Source organism: Nocardia sp. NPDC003726 (assembly GCF_053586955.1).
The window spans coordinates 278233-295857 of the sequence record NZ_JBSFNF010000001.1 but is presented as its reverse complement, the minus strand read 5'-3'; the positions used below and the strand labels follow the sequence as shown (position 1 = coordinate 295857).

The 17625-nt window shown below is 68.9% G+C and carries 8 protein-coding genes; 4 read left to right on the top strand and 4 right to left on the bottom strand.

Translation table 11 applies throughout. The annotated features are described in order from the left end of the window. The 4 genes from ACWDMM_RS01390 to ACWDMM_RS01375 are packed head-to-tail and all read right to left on the bottom strand — an operon-like array spanning position 1 to position 12723. A complete protein-coding gene (locus tag ACWDMM_RS01390; RefSeq protein WP_449935412.1) occupies positions 1-4611 on the bottom strand; it encodes a hypothetical protein in 4611 nt (1536 codons plus the stop codon). Further along, positions 4611-7931 (bottom strand): hypothetical protein, encoded by a 3321-nt coding sequence (locus ACWDMM_RS01385; RefSeq protein ID WP_449935410.1) that lies wholly within the window; start codon positions 7929-7931, stop codon positions 4611-4613. The genes ACWDMM_RS01390 and ACWDMM_RS01385 overlap by 1 nt, the downstream gene beginning before the upstream one ends. Next, entirely contained in the window at positions 7931-11155 is a 3225-nt protein-coding gene (locus tag ACWDMM_RS01380; protein WP_449935408.1) for a DUF6603 domain-containing protein, read from the bottom strand. Before ACWDMM_RS01380 ends, ACWDMM_RS01385 begins: the two co-directional genes overlap by 1 nt. Before the next feature lie 5 nt (positions 11156-11160). Then, positions 11161-12723, bottom strand: a complete 1563-nt coding sequence (locus ACWDMM_RS01375; protein WP_357105221.1) for a matrixin family metalloprotease — start codon at positions 12721-12723, stop codon at positions 11161-11163. A gap of 504 nt (positions 12724-13227) precedes the next feature. Between ACWDMM_RS01375 and ACWDMM_RS01370 the strand changes: the two genes are divergently transcribed. The 4 genes from ACWDMM_RS01370 (at position 13228) to ACWDMM_RS01355 (ending at position 17524) form a co-directional block, all read left to right on the top strand. Then, a complete protein-coding gene (locus tag ACWDMM_RS01370; RefSeq protein ID WP_195081334.1) occupies positions 13228-13623 on the top strand; it encodes a hypothetical protein in 396 nt (131 codons plus the stop codon). A 131-nt stretch (positions 13624-13754) separates the two neighbouring features. Further along, complete coding sequence (locus ACWDMM_RS01365; protein ID WP_449935406.1) at positions 13755-14711, top strand: hypothetical protein; 957 nt, start codon at positions 13755-13757, stop codon at positions 14709-14711. A gap of 830 nt (positions 14712-15541) precedes the next feature. Next, positions 15542-15700: a hypothetical protein gene (locus ACWDMM_RS01360; protein ID WP_449935404.1), complete on the top strand. Its 159-nt coding sequence runs from the start codon at positions 15542-15544 to the stop codon at positions 15698-15700. A gap of 312 nt (positions 15701-16012) precedes the next feature. Continuing rightward, positions 16013-17524, top strand: a complete 1512-nt coding sequence (locus ACWDMM_RS01355; RefSeq protein ID WP_195081331.1) for a lectin-like domain-containing protein — start codon at positions 16013-16015, stop codon at positions 17522-17524. The last annotated feature ends 101 nt before the right edge of the window (positions 17525-17625 follow it).

The window sequence follows — 17625 nt, the reverse complement described above, 5'->3', positions numbered from 1 at the left end:
TTACTGCTCCGCCTCGAGATAGTCGAGCACGCTTCTTGCGTCGAACTCGGTCGCGACCTTCGCCCATTCGATCACCGGCTCACCTTGCAGCGACCAGTCACGGAAGTACAGCGCGGGCAGGTATCGCCCGGCGTAGGGCAGCTGCTGCAGGGTGAGCAGCCGCATCCTGGCCAAGGCCATCGTCTCGTCGAGCACCGCCACGAGCTTGTCGGCGTCCCAGTCCGAGCCGTCCGCGGACAACGCCAGGAGGATCGCCTGCGGCGGACGGGAGCCGGGTGCGTTGGCATTGAGCGCGATCGCGGTCGTCGTCACGTCGACCAGTTCGGGTGCGGCGTCCGGGTCGGTGGGATCTCGCCGCTCGAGCCGCCGCGGCAGCACTTCGGTCCACTCGTCCAGCACGACGCCCGCCACTGCGCCGGAGAGGTCGGCGCCAGGCGGCCCGGCCACCTCGACCACCGTGTTCGTCAGCGGCACCATCGGCGGATGGCCTTCGGGGAACGGTAGGCCGACCCACGACCCATAGGCCCCGGCGGGCGACTGGACTGCGCGTAACCGGGGATGCATGCCGAATGCTTCACGGACGAGCAGCGTTTCGCCGAATGTGCCGGTGTGCGCGCGCATCCGCCCGGCGCGCTCCAGCCACGGCCGCAGGTCCGCCCCGGGCCGCGGGTTCACCGCGGTGGTACCGACCGCACCCGACCACAGGTCGGTTTCGCCGGCCCTCGGTGCGAACAGCAGAGGAATTGCCCGGAACTCGCCGCCGAACACCACGCGCAGCGCCTCGGTCGCCAGTTCCACCACCGACTTCGCCGGCATGTCCACGGTAACCCTCGCCAGCAGAGCGGCCGCCGCCGCCGCTCGCTGCTCGGCTTCCTCGACCAGAGCGTGCCGGGTCGCGGCCTGCTCGCCGACGTCGGCCGCACCCGCCCCGACCGGCGCACGCACACCGAATCGGAGCAGCATCGGTTCCGGATCGACCCCTGTCGCAGCCGCTTTCAGTTGATCGGTGGCCTGTCGCGCCCGGGCCAGCAGTTCGGCAGTGTCAGGCGCTCGGCCCACGTCCGCCGCGGCGAGCGGGCGGCCGAGGTCGGCCACGTCGAGCGCGCGCCCGCCGGTCAACAAAGCCCGCAGCATCGAGGCCAGCTCCCAGTAGGGGGCGAGTGCCGAGAAGTCGTCGCCGAGATCGGGGAACCGCACCCGTAGCCGGCGGACCAGTGTCGAGGCGCCGACGTTGTCGCCGTCGCTGTCGTAGAGCATGTCGAGGGCGGACAGGCCGGAATAGGCGACGTTCAACGCACGATCGGGCACGATCGGGATAGTCGACGGGTCCGGTAGTGCCCGCTGCGCCCACGCCTCGAGTCGCGGTTCGGCCGCTGCTCGTGGACTCATCGGACTCCACCCGGGCACCCGGGACGGCAACGGGTCCGGCACGACGATCGCGATCCGGTGCTGAATCGGTACCCCGGTGCGGGGCGTGCGGACGACGTCGGGGTCGGGCGGCACGGCCTCTCCGGCGCCGAGCACATCGAGCACGGCCGCGGCCCGGGTGGGGTTCCCGGAGACCAGCTGGTGCACCGACTCGGCCAGCAGCAAGTCGGCGACCGCGTCGTGGGTGTGCTCGAGTTCGGCGATTGCGGCGAGCACCGCCTTCGACTCGTCGGGAAGCGGCGGCACCCACTGGTCGATGTACCGGTTGTCGGTGGGGCCTTCCTCCAGCTTCTGCGCGATGAGCTGCGGGTCGATTGCCATCAGCCGCAGGCCGTCCACCACATCCGACGCTGCCAAGCCCTCCTGTACCGGTGCGCCGGGTTCGGTGAGCTTGCCCGACCGCAGCGGAGCGAGTGTGCGTAGCACATAGATGAAACGGTCGAGTTCGAGTTCACCGCCCGAGCGTTCGTGCAGCCGACGCTCCAGCCGGTAGCCCAGTAGCGCGCCCAGCGACTGGCCGTTGCGTATCCCTTCCAGCAACGACAGCGCGTCGCGTGTGCGGTTGCTCGACAGGTCGATGTCGAGCGCATCGGTGTTCGGGTCGCCGCGGCGATGCGTGAGCCTGCCGCTGCGCAGTACCGCGGCGGTCGCGGCGTGGGTGAGGCTGGGCGCGTGCACGTATCCGCCGTCCGCCCCATCCTGCAGCACATCCAGGCCGTCGACGGTCCCCGCGTCGGCCGGCACGCGGATCTCGATGTTCTCCAGCCATCCGTACGCGCCGATGTACGCACCCCGCGGCCGGCTCGACCGCACGTCGGCGAGCCGACGCGCGGCCGCGGCGGAGATCCAGGCGTCGAGGCGGTGCGAGCAGCAGTCCAGCGTCTCGGCGAGCAACAGCCGGCGCTCATCGAGCGAGTCGATTCCCGCGATCGTCTCGAGCGCCGACCGGAACCGCGCGCCCCAGCCGGTCCGCAGGAGCAGCTCGCCGATCACCTGCAGGCCCGCCGCGCCGGTCAACAGCTCCAGCCGCACCTGTCTGCCCGCGACCCGTTGCACGGTAGAGCGCGGCGCGAGCGCCGGGATCGGGTTGCGATCGGCGATCGTTCGCGGATCCAGCCGTCCGACGCGCTCCTCGATGTGCACTGCCGCCGCCGATACCATCGGGTCGTCCCAGCCGCGGCCCTCCAACAGCGAGTCGACGGCTGCCCCGACGAGGTCGCGGTCGAAATCGGTTCGGCTCTCGCCGATGATCTCGTGCAGCAGACCGGCCCGCCCGACTGGCAGCACCGAGTCGCGGGCGTGCTGTTCGACCGCTGCCGCATGCGCCAGCAGCACCTGCAGCACGCTCTTGGGCCCGCCGGGCGGCTCGCCGCGCAGCAGCGCCTCGACGAACGCCGGATCGGAGTCGTGCGCCAGCGGCAGGGCCAGCGACCGGGTCATGGCGCCGAGCAGATCGTTGTCGTCGAGCGCGTTGTCGGCGACGCCCGCGAGCAGCAGCAGCGTCTTCGTGATCTCGCGGCCGCTGCGGGTATCGCCGAGATCCGGCAGCGTCAACGCCATCGCGCCGCGGACGATCGGGTCGGGTGAGAGCGCCGTGCGCACCCGCAGGCCGCGCAGCACGGCGTCCGTGCCCAGGATCCGTGGTAACGCGTCGTCGAGGGGCTGGTTCATCACCGTCGCGACGTCGCCAAGCCCGTCCTCCCATATCCGCCGAACCTGCTGGTCGATGAACGGGACCAGCCGGTTCTCCACGAAGCCACCGCGTAGCGGTTGCCATGCCTCGTCGGTTCGGACGACGGGGAGCAGCCCGTAGGGCTGTTTGCCCAGCCGCAGCACCGGCAGCGGCCCGCGCCCGCGGACATGGTGAATCCAATGGTTACGCACGGCATCGAGCGCGGCGCTGTCGAGCCGCCGATCACCGTTGGCGCGACCGGCCGGGGTGAGGTGCTCGATCGCCTCACCCCAGGTCGTCGCCCACAGAGCCGTGTTGAACGCCGCCGCGTGCGCCTGCTCGCGGCCATCGGCGCCGGCCAAGGACATGGTCGATGACGGGGAGACGCCGAGCGCGGCTGCCGTCACCGCAGCGTTCGAGCCCGGCGCGGCAGCGGAGATGTCGGTGTCCGGCGGAGCGGGCGGGGTCGATTTGCTCCACCCCGAACGCGCCGACTCGGTGTTGTTCGTCGGCGTACCCTGCGCAACGAATTCGGCGCCGTCGGTGAACTGGTGCGAGCGCAGGAGTTGTTCGAGCCGTTGCGCACTTGCCGCGCCGTCCAGAGCGGCGCGGACGCCGAATACCAGCAGCCTGCGTACGGTCACCCCCGGCCGCGGCAGGGTGACGGTCACGGCCATCCCGATACGGACCGCCTCGTCGTAGTCGACCAGCCAGCGCAGCGACTCATCGATCGGCGGCAGGTCCCGGCCCTCGATTCGCAGCGCACTCAGCTCGTCGCGGTCGGTCAGGCCGGTGGGCACTTCATCCGGTATCGCGTTGCCCGCCACCGTGACCGGCGCTGCCCCGTCCTGCTCGATCCGGACGTAGAACCGGTCCGGCAGGGTGCGCGCCGCAGGTGGGCGGGCGGTGCGCGGCGGCGTCGCCGGGAAGTCCGGTGGGTCGGCGGGCCGCCGCGCCAGGTTGCGCGGGCGCAGCGCTTCGGCCACCCACGTGGCACGGCGTCTCCCCGTCGCGGCCAGCAGCGTCTGCCATGCGGCGGAGGTCGCGGCGGGATCCGGCCACACGGCGGTCCAGTACGTGATGCCCGCCTCGCGCTCAACGTCCGACAAGCCCTCGTCCAGCGACTCCGAGTGCAGCGTGTCGTGGTAGATCCGCACGCGCAGCCGCGCGCCGTCCTCGGTCGAGCGGGTCTCCACCCGCACCGGCAGCAGCGCCAACGGCAGGTCGGCGTCGAGCCGCAACGTGTTGCCCAGCAATCCACCCAGTTCGAGCCGCACCCGCTCGTCGAGCTCACTGATCGCCCGAGCCGCCGCGGCGCGCTGCTCGACCAGTTCATCGACCCGAGCGGCAGCGGCGTCGCGGTCGCCCGGTGCGCCGGATACCTGAATCTCGCCGAGATATCCTCGTGCCGAGGAGATTTGCGCCACCTGTTCGTTCAGCGAAGCGATCAGCTTCGACCGTTCGGCCGTGGCGGCAGCCAGCCGAATCCGCGCTCGCCCCAGTTCGGCCATCACAGCACCGCCCCCGCGACCATCTTCTTGGCAAGGAACGCGGCTCGCGCCGGCAGTTGGAAGAGCAGATACGCCGTCTGCGCGCTCGACGCACCCCAGCGGCAGTTGTCGAAGGCGATGTCGGTGTGCGTGGTCGCGTCGAGGAACCCGCCGGGCCGGTTGACGCCGAGGTCGGTCCACACCAGATTGTCTCGGGTGATCGGCCCGTCACGGGACGGGTCGAGGCCGAAGCGCGGCTCTGTCGGATTCTCGGACAAGGTGAACCACCATTTCTCGCCTGGCGTATCGATGCGTTCGCGTGGCATCGCGAACCCGACCAGCAGCAGGTTGGGCGGCAGATGAACGTGGAAGAGGGTCTTGATCGGAGAGTCGGCCTCGAAGACGGGGATGCCGCGGTCGCTGGCGGCTTCGCGCGCGGCGTGCGCGACGACGCCGGGGTAGCGGCGGATGAGGTCGCCACGTACCAAGAAGACCAGCTGCCCGTCGAGGTGCGGATCGACATGGGACCGCAAACCGCCACTATGCCAAGCCGTCTCGTGCAGATCTGCCACCAGCTCCTTGGCGCCGGTCCAGAACGAGTCGAAGTAGGTGCCGCGCTGATCTGTCGGGAACTCGCGCCACAGCAGCTCGCGCGCCATCTCGTGGTTCAGGCCGATCAGATAGGCTTCGATGAACCGGTTGTTGGTGAGCAGCAACGTCGCCATATCCGGCGACTCGATCAGCCCGAGCCCTGGGACCATCCATTCGCGGTCGTAGCGGTGCAGCGGCTCGTACATCGGGTAGGTGAAGCGCGGGTGCGCCATCACCGGCTCGACCTGCAGGTCATCGAACCAGTCCGGCCGCAGCCAGTTCGGGAATCGGCCGCTGCCGAGGTGCAGTCGCGCCGAGACCCGGGCCGGGATCGTGCGGGCGGGATCCAGCTTGCGGACGAGCTCGAGCGCCGGAGCGTTGACCCGCCCCCGTGCCGGTGCGGTGAACCGATCATCGATGACCACGCTGGTCGCGATCGCGCGCAGCGCCGCCGAGATCCGGCCGCCGCCGACGTCGATGCTGTCGCCGATCATGCCGGTCAACCGGGTTGCGGTCTGCGCGAACTCTTCGTCCAGCGCGGTAGCCTCCCACCGCACTGCCCACTCCCTGGCGCGAGCTGCGTAGTCTCGCAGTGCGACCGGTGAGACGAATACCTGGTCCGATTCGCGTGCCGGTCCGAGCGGCTCGAGCTGCAGCCGCTCGGCGTCCGCGCGAGCGACGGGGAACTGGAGCAGTCCGACGATGTCGGCGCCTGCGACGATCTCGCCGAGCATCGTCGCGAATGCCAGCCCGTTGGCGGCGGCGTCCGCGCTGTGTTCCATCTCCGTATCATCGGGCGCGGTGCGGACCAAGCGGGCGCCGAGCGACTCGATGATGTGTCGGCCCAGCGGGACCGGGTCCTGTGGGATCTGATCGAGCGATTCGGGCGTCAACAGCTCCGACGGCGTCGGCTGGGTGAACGACTCCTGCCAACGGGCCAGCAGGGTGTCGCGGTCGACCTGTGGGTCGACCGCCTGGGCGAGGCCGGCGGTGAGCCGCGCTCTGGCCGCGGCGCTCAACGCGCGGATACCGTCCGGCGCAACGTATTTCGCGACCCAGTTGCGGGTGAATCGGTCCGGCAGCACGGTCAGCGCGTCGACACGGGCTCGGCGCAGCGCCGCCTCGCGCACCGCCGTCTTCACGATCGGCCCGCGCACCCGCGACAGCCGACGGAAGGCGCCTGCCGTCACCGCGTGCGGCAGGCTGGACGCGCCGAGGACTGCCCACACGCTGCGACCAGGCGAGTCCAGCACCTTGCCATGCACCCGTTCGGTCGTCGCGAGGACAGCGGCGTCGGTGAACCGGGACAAGTGACGGCGGTGCAGCGAAGCGGTGACGTGTTTTGCCAGCTGCGCCAGCCGCAGCGCCCGGTTGGCCGCCTCGATGCCGGTGATCTGGTTCCAGGCTGCGGCGATCAGATCCTCCTGCTCGGCCTGGACGACCCGCGTGCCCAGCCCGCCGACGATCCGGTTACGTGGATCGGTGTTCAGCTCTCGGAACCATTGCGGCTGGCTCGACAACTGTGGTTCGGCCATCTCGATCCGAGGCTGGCGCGCGTGCATCGCGCCGTAGAGCGGCGGTCCGACCAGCGGCGGCCCGGGGTCCTCGGCGTGCGCGAGTCGCTCCGGCCGGTTCAGCGTCGACACCAGCGTGTCGGTGACATCGCCGGGCCACTGCTGGTCCGCCTCGGTCGGCCATTCTTCCTCCGGCACGGACTCCGGTTTCTGCGGCGACACGACCGGACCGGCCACCACCATCTCCGCGCCCTGGGACTCGGCCGTCAGTTGGAGTTCGGGCCAGGGATGTGTGGTGTCGACCCGGCGGCGCCCGACCCCGGGCGGTGCCACCCGAGGCCGCAACTTCCGTGCCAGGCTCTCGAAATTGCCGTCCTGCGCGGTGGCGAAACTCCACGAGTAGTAGACCGGCAGCGTCACCATGTCGAGCGGGTCGCCGGCGGTGGAGTCGGCCGCTGTGCCCCACGCCGGCGCGAGCGTCGTCACCGGAGTAAGCCCGAGCGCTGCTTGTGCGCCGGCCAGGAACGTCGGCACGACGCACGCGGTGTAAGCGGTGTTGTCATCGAGCCGGCGCGGGCAGACCAGCCGGCTCAGGTTGTGCGCGGCGTTCGCCTCGCCGAGGCGGCGTTCGAGTGTGGGTTCGGTCTCGGCGTCAGCGGCCTTGGCGCCCGTTACCTGGGCGTGCGCCCAGGCCCACGCGTCGTGCAGCGGCTGCAACTGGTCGCGTCGGATCCGCGCCACCCGCACCGATCCGCGCTGCTCGCCGAATTCGACGAGTCGTTTCTGTGCGACCACGAGTGTCAGCCAGGGCACCAGCCGGCCCTGCTCGTCCGGCCCCGCGGGCGTGAACAGCCACGGCAGGTCGGGCCGGTCGAATTCGACGTGCACCAGGTCGTCCACCTCGGCGTCGACGGCGTCGTCCTTCGGGAAGGCCCGGATCACCTGACGCGGATCGACCTCGAGGACGTCGGCGGGACCGTAGACGCGCACACGCATCTCGGCGTCCACCGAGCCGCGCTCGTCGACGACCGGCACTTTCAGCTCCACCGCTGCGCGGCTGGGCAGGTTCCAGTCGAACGGCGTCGTCAGCGCGGCGGCGATGCCGGTGCGCGCGTGCGGCATGAACACGTAACGGTCCAGCACGATCTGTTCCGGAGGGAGCGGCTGCTGCAGCGCCGCGATGACGTCGTCGGCGCGAAACCTCGCGCCCGCAAGCGATTCCAGGGTGTCGGCCATCAGGAAACTCCGAGCCGTGCGAGTTGGGTGTCAGCGGCCAGGTGCTGCTCCGCCGCGTGGGTATAGGTCTGCCACTGCCCGTCCGTGGCGACAGTCGCCTTGGACACCACCGTGACCTCGGCCGGATCGGCGAGCACGATCGGATCGCGGGCGGCGGAATACCGGCTGCGCGCGCGCAGTTCGCTGCGCGCCGCGGCCCCTGCGTGCAACGCCACGGACGCGGTCGAGGCGAACAACGTGTCTGTGCCGATGAGGTGGAGTCCGAGCAACTCGTCGTCGTCGCAGACGAACGTCTCGTAGCGCGATTGGGTCTCGCGGGCAGCGTCGAAGTTCGCGCCTTCACCGGGTGGCCGGATGCGCGCACCGGCGGGCATCTGCTCGAAGCTCGGCCGCGACAGTTTCTGATCTTCTGCGAGGTCGAGATACGAACCCGGCGCGAACGAGTCGGTCACCTGGCTCACCGCGCCGACCGGTGTGTTGTTCACCAGCGGCACCCCCAGGTGTACCCGGCGCTGCCCCTCGGGGACGGGGTTGGCACCCACCCGCGTGACGATCGTCTCGAGCGGCACCGCGTGCTGGCGCACGTCGAACAGCCCCATCGGGTGCACCGTCACCTCGACCTCGCTCGGCGGCGCGGTCTTCAGCCGCACCACGCGGTCGGAGTCCGGTGGCGACAATGCCTGCCACGCTCCGGGATTGCGATGCAACGCGGCGTGCACGAGCTTGCGGGGCTCCGCCGGGGTCGGCGGCGGGTTGTCGTTGTCACCCCAGGTGAACGGGCCCACGTCGATATCGGCGCTCGTCCACAGGACCTCCACCTCGGCGCTGCCCGCCGCCCGCCAGGGCGCCGGGCCCGACAGATGCAGCGTCAGCGAGACGCCCGCGAGGGTGGTTCCGAACACGTGCACGGTGAGACCGGCGTTGGCGTCGATCAGGAACGAGAAGGAGGGCGAGAACAGCACCAGCGCGTCGAACGCGAAATGCCCACTGATATCGGCCACTCCGACGTCGGCCGACATCTCCACCCGTGAACCCAGCTGCACACTGTTCGTTGTCACCGCGAAGTAGGCCTCCGCCCGCAGTGACAGGATCGCCGGGGGCGAGAGATCCATGTTCAGCCGTGTCATTCCGGCGAGTTCTCGCGGCGGCTGGTAGCGCGGGTGGAATCCGCCCGCGCTGATCGCGATCTCGGGTGATCCGCCCCATCGCAACAACAGGCCGATGTCGCCGCCGACGGCGAACCCGGCGATCCTGGAACCGTTGAGTGATACCAACACCAGCAGGTGGTCGGCAGTGATCTCGCCGTAGACGAGCGCCCGCAGGTCGACGATCGGCACGTCGGGGGTCGGCAGCGCGACGCGCACGCGCCCGATCAGCACGATGCGCGGATCGGGCAGCGACACGATCACACCGACCTGAGCGGTCAGGAAGCTGACCGGCCGGCCCCAGCCCAGCTCCAGCATCGGCCCGACGACGATCGATCCCGGCGACGTCGGGAATACCCGCTCCAGGGTGCTGAGGATGGCGGGTGCCGCTGCGACGGGGTCGGCGGGAAACAGGATGTGGTCGAGCGCGCCGTCGGCCATGGCCGCACGCAGCGCATCGCTGTCGAGGCTGTGCTGGATGCCCAGAATGCCGCCGACCGCGTTGAGGGTGAACCCGAACGTCAGGTCCATCGGTGGGCGGAACTCCACCGACATCACTATCACGAGCGCGAATTCCGGATCCAGCGTGAGCAACCCGACCGCCTTGATCTCGACCGGTCCCATGCGCAGCTGCAGCGCGCCCCCGAATCCACCGGGGCGGATGCCGAGATACCCGCCGCCGCGCACGATTCCGGTGTCCAGCAGCAGGCCGATCCCGGTGGGCTCGCGGACGGCGACCGACACGGGGTTCACGCCGTCGCGCACGGCCGCCGGATCTATGCGCAGGTGCACGCCCGCCCCGTCGACGGTCGCGACTACAACGCCGAGCTCGGTGGTCAGTCTTGCCCCGACGTCGACAGTGTTCGGAACACCCGCAGGCAGCTCGACGGCGATCTCGCGGACGTCGATCGGGCCCTCCTTCGCCCTGGCGGGCAATACGACGCGGGTACCGCCGCCGATCGTCACGCCCCGGCCCAGCTCGACGCCGACGACCGCGTCAGCCTGGAATGAGCCTGCCGCACCGGCGAACAGCGCGGCGAGGGCGCCGCCTCCGACACCGGCCGAGAGCCCGGTCAACGCCAACTTGATCCCGAAGTCCGGTTTCTGCCCGGTCGTTCCGAGCCGCACGGTCACCTTCGCTTGGTCGAACCTCACGCCGACCGGTGCGGCGAACAGACTGCGTCCAGGGGCGATGAGCGTGTACTCGAGGGCGCCGTCCGCGACCCGCAGTTGTGGCACGGCCTTCGGAAGCCCGAGCTGGGCGGCGAGGCCGCGTGGAACCACAGCATCCCAACCGATCCTCGTGGCCAGCAGACCGGTCAGTGACAGGCCACCGACCGCTGCCGTGGCGTCGCCGATCGCCTTCAGCGCGATCCCCATCTGCAGCGCGGCTCCGGCAAGGTCGAGCGCCGCGATCCGAGATGGCACCAGGTCCAGTGCCGCATTCGCGGCCACGAGCAGGCTCGCGACCGCTCCGCCCGCATCCGCGAACCCGGGGACAGCAACGCCGGCGGCGAAACTGGGGACGTCGGCGAGCAGGCCGCGTAGCTCGGCCAGACGCGCGAAGGCGAACTCCAGAGCGCTCGCGAGCAGTTCGGTGGCCAGCGCTGGGTCGGGGTTGCGCGCGGACAAGCCGATCGCGAGGTCTTGCACGGTGGGCGCGGGATCGGCCGCCGCGACTGTTTGTACCGCCGCGGCGACCGTCGGGTCCAACGGAGGAGTCAGTCCGCGGAACGCGATCAGCCGCACACCGGCGTCGGCATCCCCGAGGCACTCGGCAATGAGATCTTTCGCCGCGTCACCGGCCGATGTCGCGCCGAGCGCCGCCGCGGCTCGGGTGCCTGGATCGGCGTGCTGCGCGGCGATGGTCAGTACCGGCACGGCCGCGGCGCTGTGGGTCCGGTCGACAGCGATCGTCGCGAGCAGCGAGGCCGCGCGCGCGGCAACCGCGGGCTCGGGATCGGCCACCAGTATGGTCAGCGCATCGAAACCGTCGCCGCCGACCTCGGCCGCCGCGGCGCGATAGTCCGGTTCGTCGGCGTCGAGCAGTTCGCGAATGCGTTCCTGTGATATGGGCATGTCGTTCAGCCTTCCGCGAGCGGGCTGGCGGAGATGGTGGCCACGTCGTCCTCGGACAACTGCGGCGGGTCGGCTGTGATCGCGGCGGTCGAGGCGTACATGAGATTGTCCGAGTCGGCGGAGTCGCCGAGCCCGAGCACGTGTCCGAGCTCATGCGCGAGCGTCCACTCGCTCGCCAGCGACGCCGAGAGCAGCACCCCCGGCTGTGCCTCGGGGTGGCTCGCGCATCCGGACGCCGCGGGCACCATGTCCCGCACCACCGCGATCAGGACCTCGCTCGCCTCCAACCCGGAGCCGAACTCGTACTCCGGCGAGCGAAACGTCGCATGCAGGTCGGTCACCTCGGCTGTCGGCGCGGCGGCGGTCCCGACGTACAGCGTGCGGAACCGGTCGAGATCTCCCGGGTCCGTCAGGTCTTCCTGGGACACTCCGACAAGTTCCACGCCGTTGGCCGCGAACAGCGTCATGGCGTTGTACAGCATCTGGTCCACCGACGCACGTTTCGGCGGTGCGAGTACCTTGGTGTGCACCTTGACGACCTTGGCCAACGGCAGCGACTGGAGGTAATACACCTGGTAGCAGTGCCGGCGGGTGTCGTTGGTATGGTCACCGAATTCCTTGGCGGCTTTGTGCCGGTCGATCTTGGCCAGGTCGGCGTCGTCCACCGCCGTGGACAATCGCGTCGCGGTCGCGAACAGCACGCCGAACCCCCGGCCCCATGTGGTCGAAGTAATCTCCGTGTGCGCTGCGTCCGGATCCCAGAACAGAAACGCGTCCTTACCGGCGAGCGTGTCGTGCGCGAACACGAGCACGTGGTGCTCCGGCTGGGGAAACTTGCTGCGCTCATGAGCAGCGCCGCTCAGCACGCCGCAGTGCACGAACCCCCCGGCGTCGAGCGTGGCGCGCATGCGAGCGTATGCGGCGGCCAGCGCCCCCGGTGAGTTGTGCTGGATCCGCTGTGTGGCGACCTCGTCCGCCGTGGCCGCAACGCCCGGCACCACCACCGCGTCAGCGAGTCGACCGCTACTGATCACCGCCGTCGGCGGCAAGGTCACCGCCCCACGCTTGGCCAGCAGCTTGCGCGCCATAGCGCGCAGCACCTCGAAGCAGCGGTCCTTCTCCAGTTCGTGCGCGGCGAACACCTTGCCGATAGTGTCGGCGCTGCCCGACCAATACGGAGCCGGCGGAATGTCGGGCGTCGACCAAAGCTGCTGAAAGTCCGCACGCGCGGCAGCTGCGTCGGTCTTGCCCGTGGTGAACAGCTGCCGGATCGGGAACATGTCCCCGTCGACCTCGAGCAAATTCAGCATCGCCAGAATTGCCCCGACATCGATCGGGTCGGCATTGAGCTTCTTACGGAAGAACTCGATCGCCTTGGTCAATTCGGTAGCCGGAAAGAACTGCAGACGGAGATTGCTGCGCAGTTCGGCTTCGATCTGCCGGATCATGCCGGCGACCGTCTTGTTCGTGACGTAGAACTGACCGTCGGTGAACATCTGAGTGTGGCTGCCGAAGTCGGCCTTGAAAGCGGCTACCGCGGCATCGAACTTCGGCGTAGTGAAGTTCATGACCGTGCTCGATGACAGTGCGACGTCGCCATAGCAGACGATATTCCTCGCGAGGGCTCGCTACCCGCACGAGTACCGGACTACTCGGATCCACCCCCGTTGCGTGGTCGACTACCTGCGCCGCAAGTACATGCCCCTCTGACTTCAGGTGCCGGACCTAGCCGGGACAACCCCGTGCCCCGCGATCACCTCCATCGACCTCGACGCTGTCCGCCACAGTGCGCTCGACCCTGTCCGACAGCCCGGATCCCGTGGTTCGCGCCGATCTGGCCGAAATGGCTTACCACGCCGTCAACAGCGGTGTGTTCGCCGCCCAGCCGCTCATCGCGTATCTACGGGCCCGGCTGTCGGCCGCGATGGAAGCAGGCACCGTCGGCGACGACCACGAGATCCGGATTCTCCGCCGTCTGCAAGTAAGCCTGCTGGCGATGCATGGCGAGGAATCGAATCACACCGAGATGGTGGATCTCGCATTCCTCCCTCGCGGATATCGAGACCAGTGCTGTGGCCGGTCTGGCCGGGTTGTTCGTCCCCAAGAACCGACCCGCGGGTCCTGTGCCGGTGCAGGCCAGTGCCGAAGTGCTCATCGCGGTCGGCAGGCGGCTCGCGGGACCAGGGGTCACCAATCGCGCGCCGCGCGACATCGCAGGCGCATGGAAGAGCATTTTCGGCCCATTGCTCAACCAGGCGGACGAATCCACCCTCACGCGCATCGTCGCCGAGATCCCCGCCATGGCGTCCCCGTATGCGGTCAATATCATCCACCGCCTCCCGGAAGTGGGCAGCTCGGAGGTCGCACGAGAACTCGACGCCATTCGCGCGGCGCCACTGGCTGCGGAGGTGCAGCGCCATCGACTTCTATGCCAAACGAGGCGGTTTTCCGATAGGCGGTTGGCCTGAACTGGACGTGGATCTGCGAGAAGCGGAGAAATAGCCACGACTGCCGGAGAACCCGCCGCACAAGCCGTCATCGACACCGACGACACGCGCTTGGGCGAGGTCGACGATGCCGGGCTTGCGATGGAACAGCTATGATCAGGGCCGACTCGACGACGTGGCGGGGTCCGTCCAGGGCCGGAGGGGCTACAGGCATGACTGGCGCTGCGCACGAACCCGGTGACCAGGGACCGGCGCTCGACACTGATTCTGTTATGTGGCAACCGAATTTGCCGACGGATGGCCGATCGATCCCTGATTCGGACCTCTCCTCTCCCGTGTCGGCTTCACCCCCCGGTCATCCCGTCGGAATCCAGCACGCCGGTAGCGGGCACCGGGCGCCGCAACAACCTCTGCCACCGGTGTATTCGACGCAGCAGGTCGGTCGCAGTAAGGCGGTGTTGATCGTTGCCGGTGTCGTCGGGCTGGGAGTGATATTCCTGGTGATCGGGGTGGTGATCGGTTTCGCCGTGCGGTCCCTGGACAGCGTCAGCGCCTCGGCCATTGCGCCGCCGGGACCGCCGACCTATTCGATGAGGGCGGTCACCAATGCGTGCGACCTTGTCGATCTCACTCCATTGACCAAGTGGGCGTCGGCGCCGTACCTCGATCCGAAACATGAGGAAACTCCGTCATCCGGCAGCTTCGGCACCCTGAGTTGCGATGTGCACTACGGCAATTCGACCGGCGACACCTTCCCCATGAACACCGCGACGGTCAGGGTCCGGGCCGACGTCGTGGATGGCTCGGCTTCCCGGACCTACGACCATTGCAAACGCAGCGCCGCCGACCTCGCCGATGACGGATCCGTGGTGACGTCAGGGGAGTTCACCGGAATCGGTACCCAAGGCTACTGGCAGTTCGAAGACGACAGCTTCGGCGGCATCGTGGACGCCGGATACGTGATGTGCGTATGGGACGGCGGTGTCGCGGTGCGGGTGGAGATCGACCTCTCACGCGAAAAGGAAGCACCGGTGGTCGGCAGGGACGAACTCGATTCGGTCGCCAGATCCCAAGCTCGCAAGGTGCTGGCCGGACTGCGACAGAACTAGCGGCCATCGACTCGAACGGGCCGATGCCGATGGTCGGTGGCTACTCGGGCACCGGCGCAGTACGATCGGCGCGAAACGGAGGGGTCGACGGTGAGCACGTCGAGGAATCGAAGGGCTGCGACAGATGACGGACCCGCGGCACACACCCAGCCAGCCGGTCCCGGGCGACTCCGATCCCGCTTTAGGACAACCACCTTCGCCGACCGGCGACTGGACACGGCCGGTCGCAGGGTACGGCCAACCTGGTGAGGGGTCTCAGCCGTGGGCGCCGCAGGGTGCGTCCTCCTCTGGCGGTTTCGGTAAGCCGGGCCTGCTCGCCGCCGGTGTGGTCGCGTTGGTGGCGATGCTGGGCGCCGGTGTGGTGATCGGCATCGTCATCGCCGACGGCGCCGGCGGCAGTCGGTCCGTCCCTGTCGAGGCGTCCGCCAACGCAGCGGCGACATCGTCTACCGCCACAACTACTCCACGTCCGGAGCCGGCGCCGGGGAACTATTCGATGAGCGGGATAGCCAACGCGTGCGATCTGGTCGACCCCGCCCCGTTGCTCCAGTGGTCGTCCACGCCGGACCAGCCGCCCTCCCACCACGAAACTCCACCGAGCGTCTACACCCCCGGTCGTCTGTCATGCCAATTCAGCTACAAGAGCCTCGCGCGCGACGGCGTCCACTGGAATCAAGCGGCCGTCGAGCTCAGCGTCGAGTTCACAGCGGCCGGAGCCGCTCCCGCCTATGACGACTGGAAACGCCAAGACACCACTGCCGGGCCGGGATCGAGTTCCGGCGAGATGACCGGAATCGGCGCCCAGGGTTACTGGCAGTTACACAACTGGAATGGACTACCTCGTCGGCGTGCAGGACAGCAACGTCTCGGTACGAGTACGCATCCCCATCCTGCGTCAGCATGGCGAGCCCTCGGTGAACCTCGACGAACTCGGCACCGTCGCCAGGACTCGAGCCCAGCAGGCCCTGGACGGACTGAGGAAGAGGTAACCCCGCCGTTCACATCGCTGCTTTGTTGTCAGGCGCCATGCGTGGTCTCTTCCGTCCGCGTCGAAAAGCCCTCGTTGTCAACGGCGGCTGCGACTGTGGTTCGCCGGCTGAGCGAGCTGCCGGGTTGCCCCGGTTCACTCGAAAGGGGTGAATCGGTCGCGTTCGAATGTTCCTACAGTCGACTGTGTGGCTCTGGGTTGCTCGGCCAGCAGCCGCATCAGTAGACCGTGGCTCCGCTGGATCTGCGGCGAAGTCGATCTGCACGGCGCAATCGCTCATCTCATGGCACATCCGGCCAAGGAGGGTTCGACTATGACGACGTATGCACCGGTCACCATCCAGCAGGCACAGTTCCCGATCGTGGAATCGTTCACCCAGGAAACCGTGACCAACCCGCACTGGCAACTGCTGGGCAGCGCGCGGCTGCACGACGGCAGCCTGGAGTTGACGCCCAACGCCAATTCCCAGGCGGGGACGGCGTTCCTCGATCAGCCGTTCTCGTCCACGCTCGGCGTCACCATCGACTTCGACTACGCGTGCGAGGGAGGGGCCACGCTTGGCGACGGCTTCAGCGTCTATGTGATCGACGGTGCGCACACCACCCAGCCCGGCGGTATCGGCGCCGCACTCGGCTACTCGATGACGAAAACGGGGTCGGGGCAGATCGTCGCGCCCGGGGTCACTGCCGGGTTCGTCGGCGTCGGCTTCGACAACTATGGCAACTTCGCCACACCGTTGGCCGGTTCCGGAGGCGGAGCACAACGGCCCAACACCGCCGGGGTACGTGCAGCCGGCAGTCTGCGGGAGGGGTTCGGTTGGCTCACCGGCGTTGCGGTGCCGGGCGGATTCCGCGCGGATTGGGAGCGCGGCGCTCACATCCAGGTCTCCATCATCGGCGGTCGGCTGACCGTTCGGCACGCCGACAGGAGCAACCCGAACGGCACTCTACTGATCGACAATTTCGATCTCGGCGGCGCGAACGGTCGGTCCCGCGTGCCCGAGACCTTCAAGTTGGGCTTCGCGGCCGGAACCGGCGCCGCGACCGCCTCTCACCGGATCAGGAACCTGAAGGTGACCCTGCCCGCGGAAATGCCTCTGGAGATCAGCGGCCCGCAGACAGCACAGTCGGGACATCGGATCACCTACACCATCGGCGTGCAGAACCTCGGCCCCAACGACGCCCCCGACGCCGTGCTGGACGGCACTGTTCCGACAGAGCTGACCGATCTGGAACTGACCTGCCAGGCCGAGAACGGAGCCGTCTGCGGCACCGCTTCGGTTCGCGACGGCATGCACCTGCCGATCGACCTGCCCAAGGGCAGCAAGGCGGTCATCCACCTGACCGGCACGATCGACCCGCAATTCGAGGGCCGACTCACCTGCACCAGCCTCATCACCTCACCCTCACGGGCCAACACCGCCGAACGGCACTCCGGCTCGGTCACCACCGACGTCGATCGGCCCCCCGTCACCGTCTCCCCCGTGATCGTCGGGCAGTGGCCCCAGACCTGGCCTGACGACGCGAAAGGCTGGGTCATCAGCTATGACCTCACCCTGGCCGCACACGAGCAGCGGGTGGTGTGGTGGGAGATCCGATTCGACGTCCCGCCACGAACCCGCATCAATCCCCAGCAGAGTCAGTGGTATCGCGTGATCGAGGACGGCACAGACGGATCGGTCGTGATCACTACGCCGGATGACACCCACACCATCGAGCCCGGCACACCCCTGACCGTGGCCGTGCAACTGCTCTACCCCTCCCAGCACGAGGCCGGCGACGGCGTCCTGCGCAACCTCCACGCCACCGAGGTGACCCGCCCATAGCCCGGTCGCCGCGCAGTACAGCAGAACAGCGTCAGGATGGCGCGAGAACCAATTCATCCTGACGCTGTTCATCGCGGCGGGCTACCGAGCGCTGACGCGAT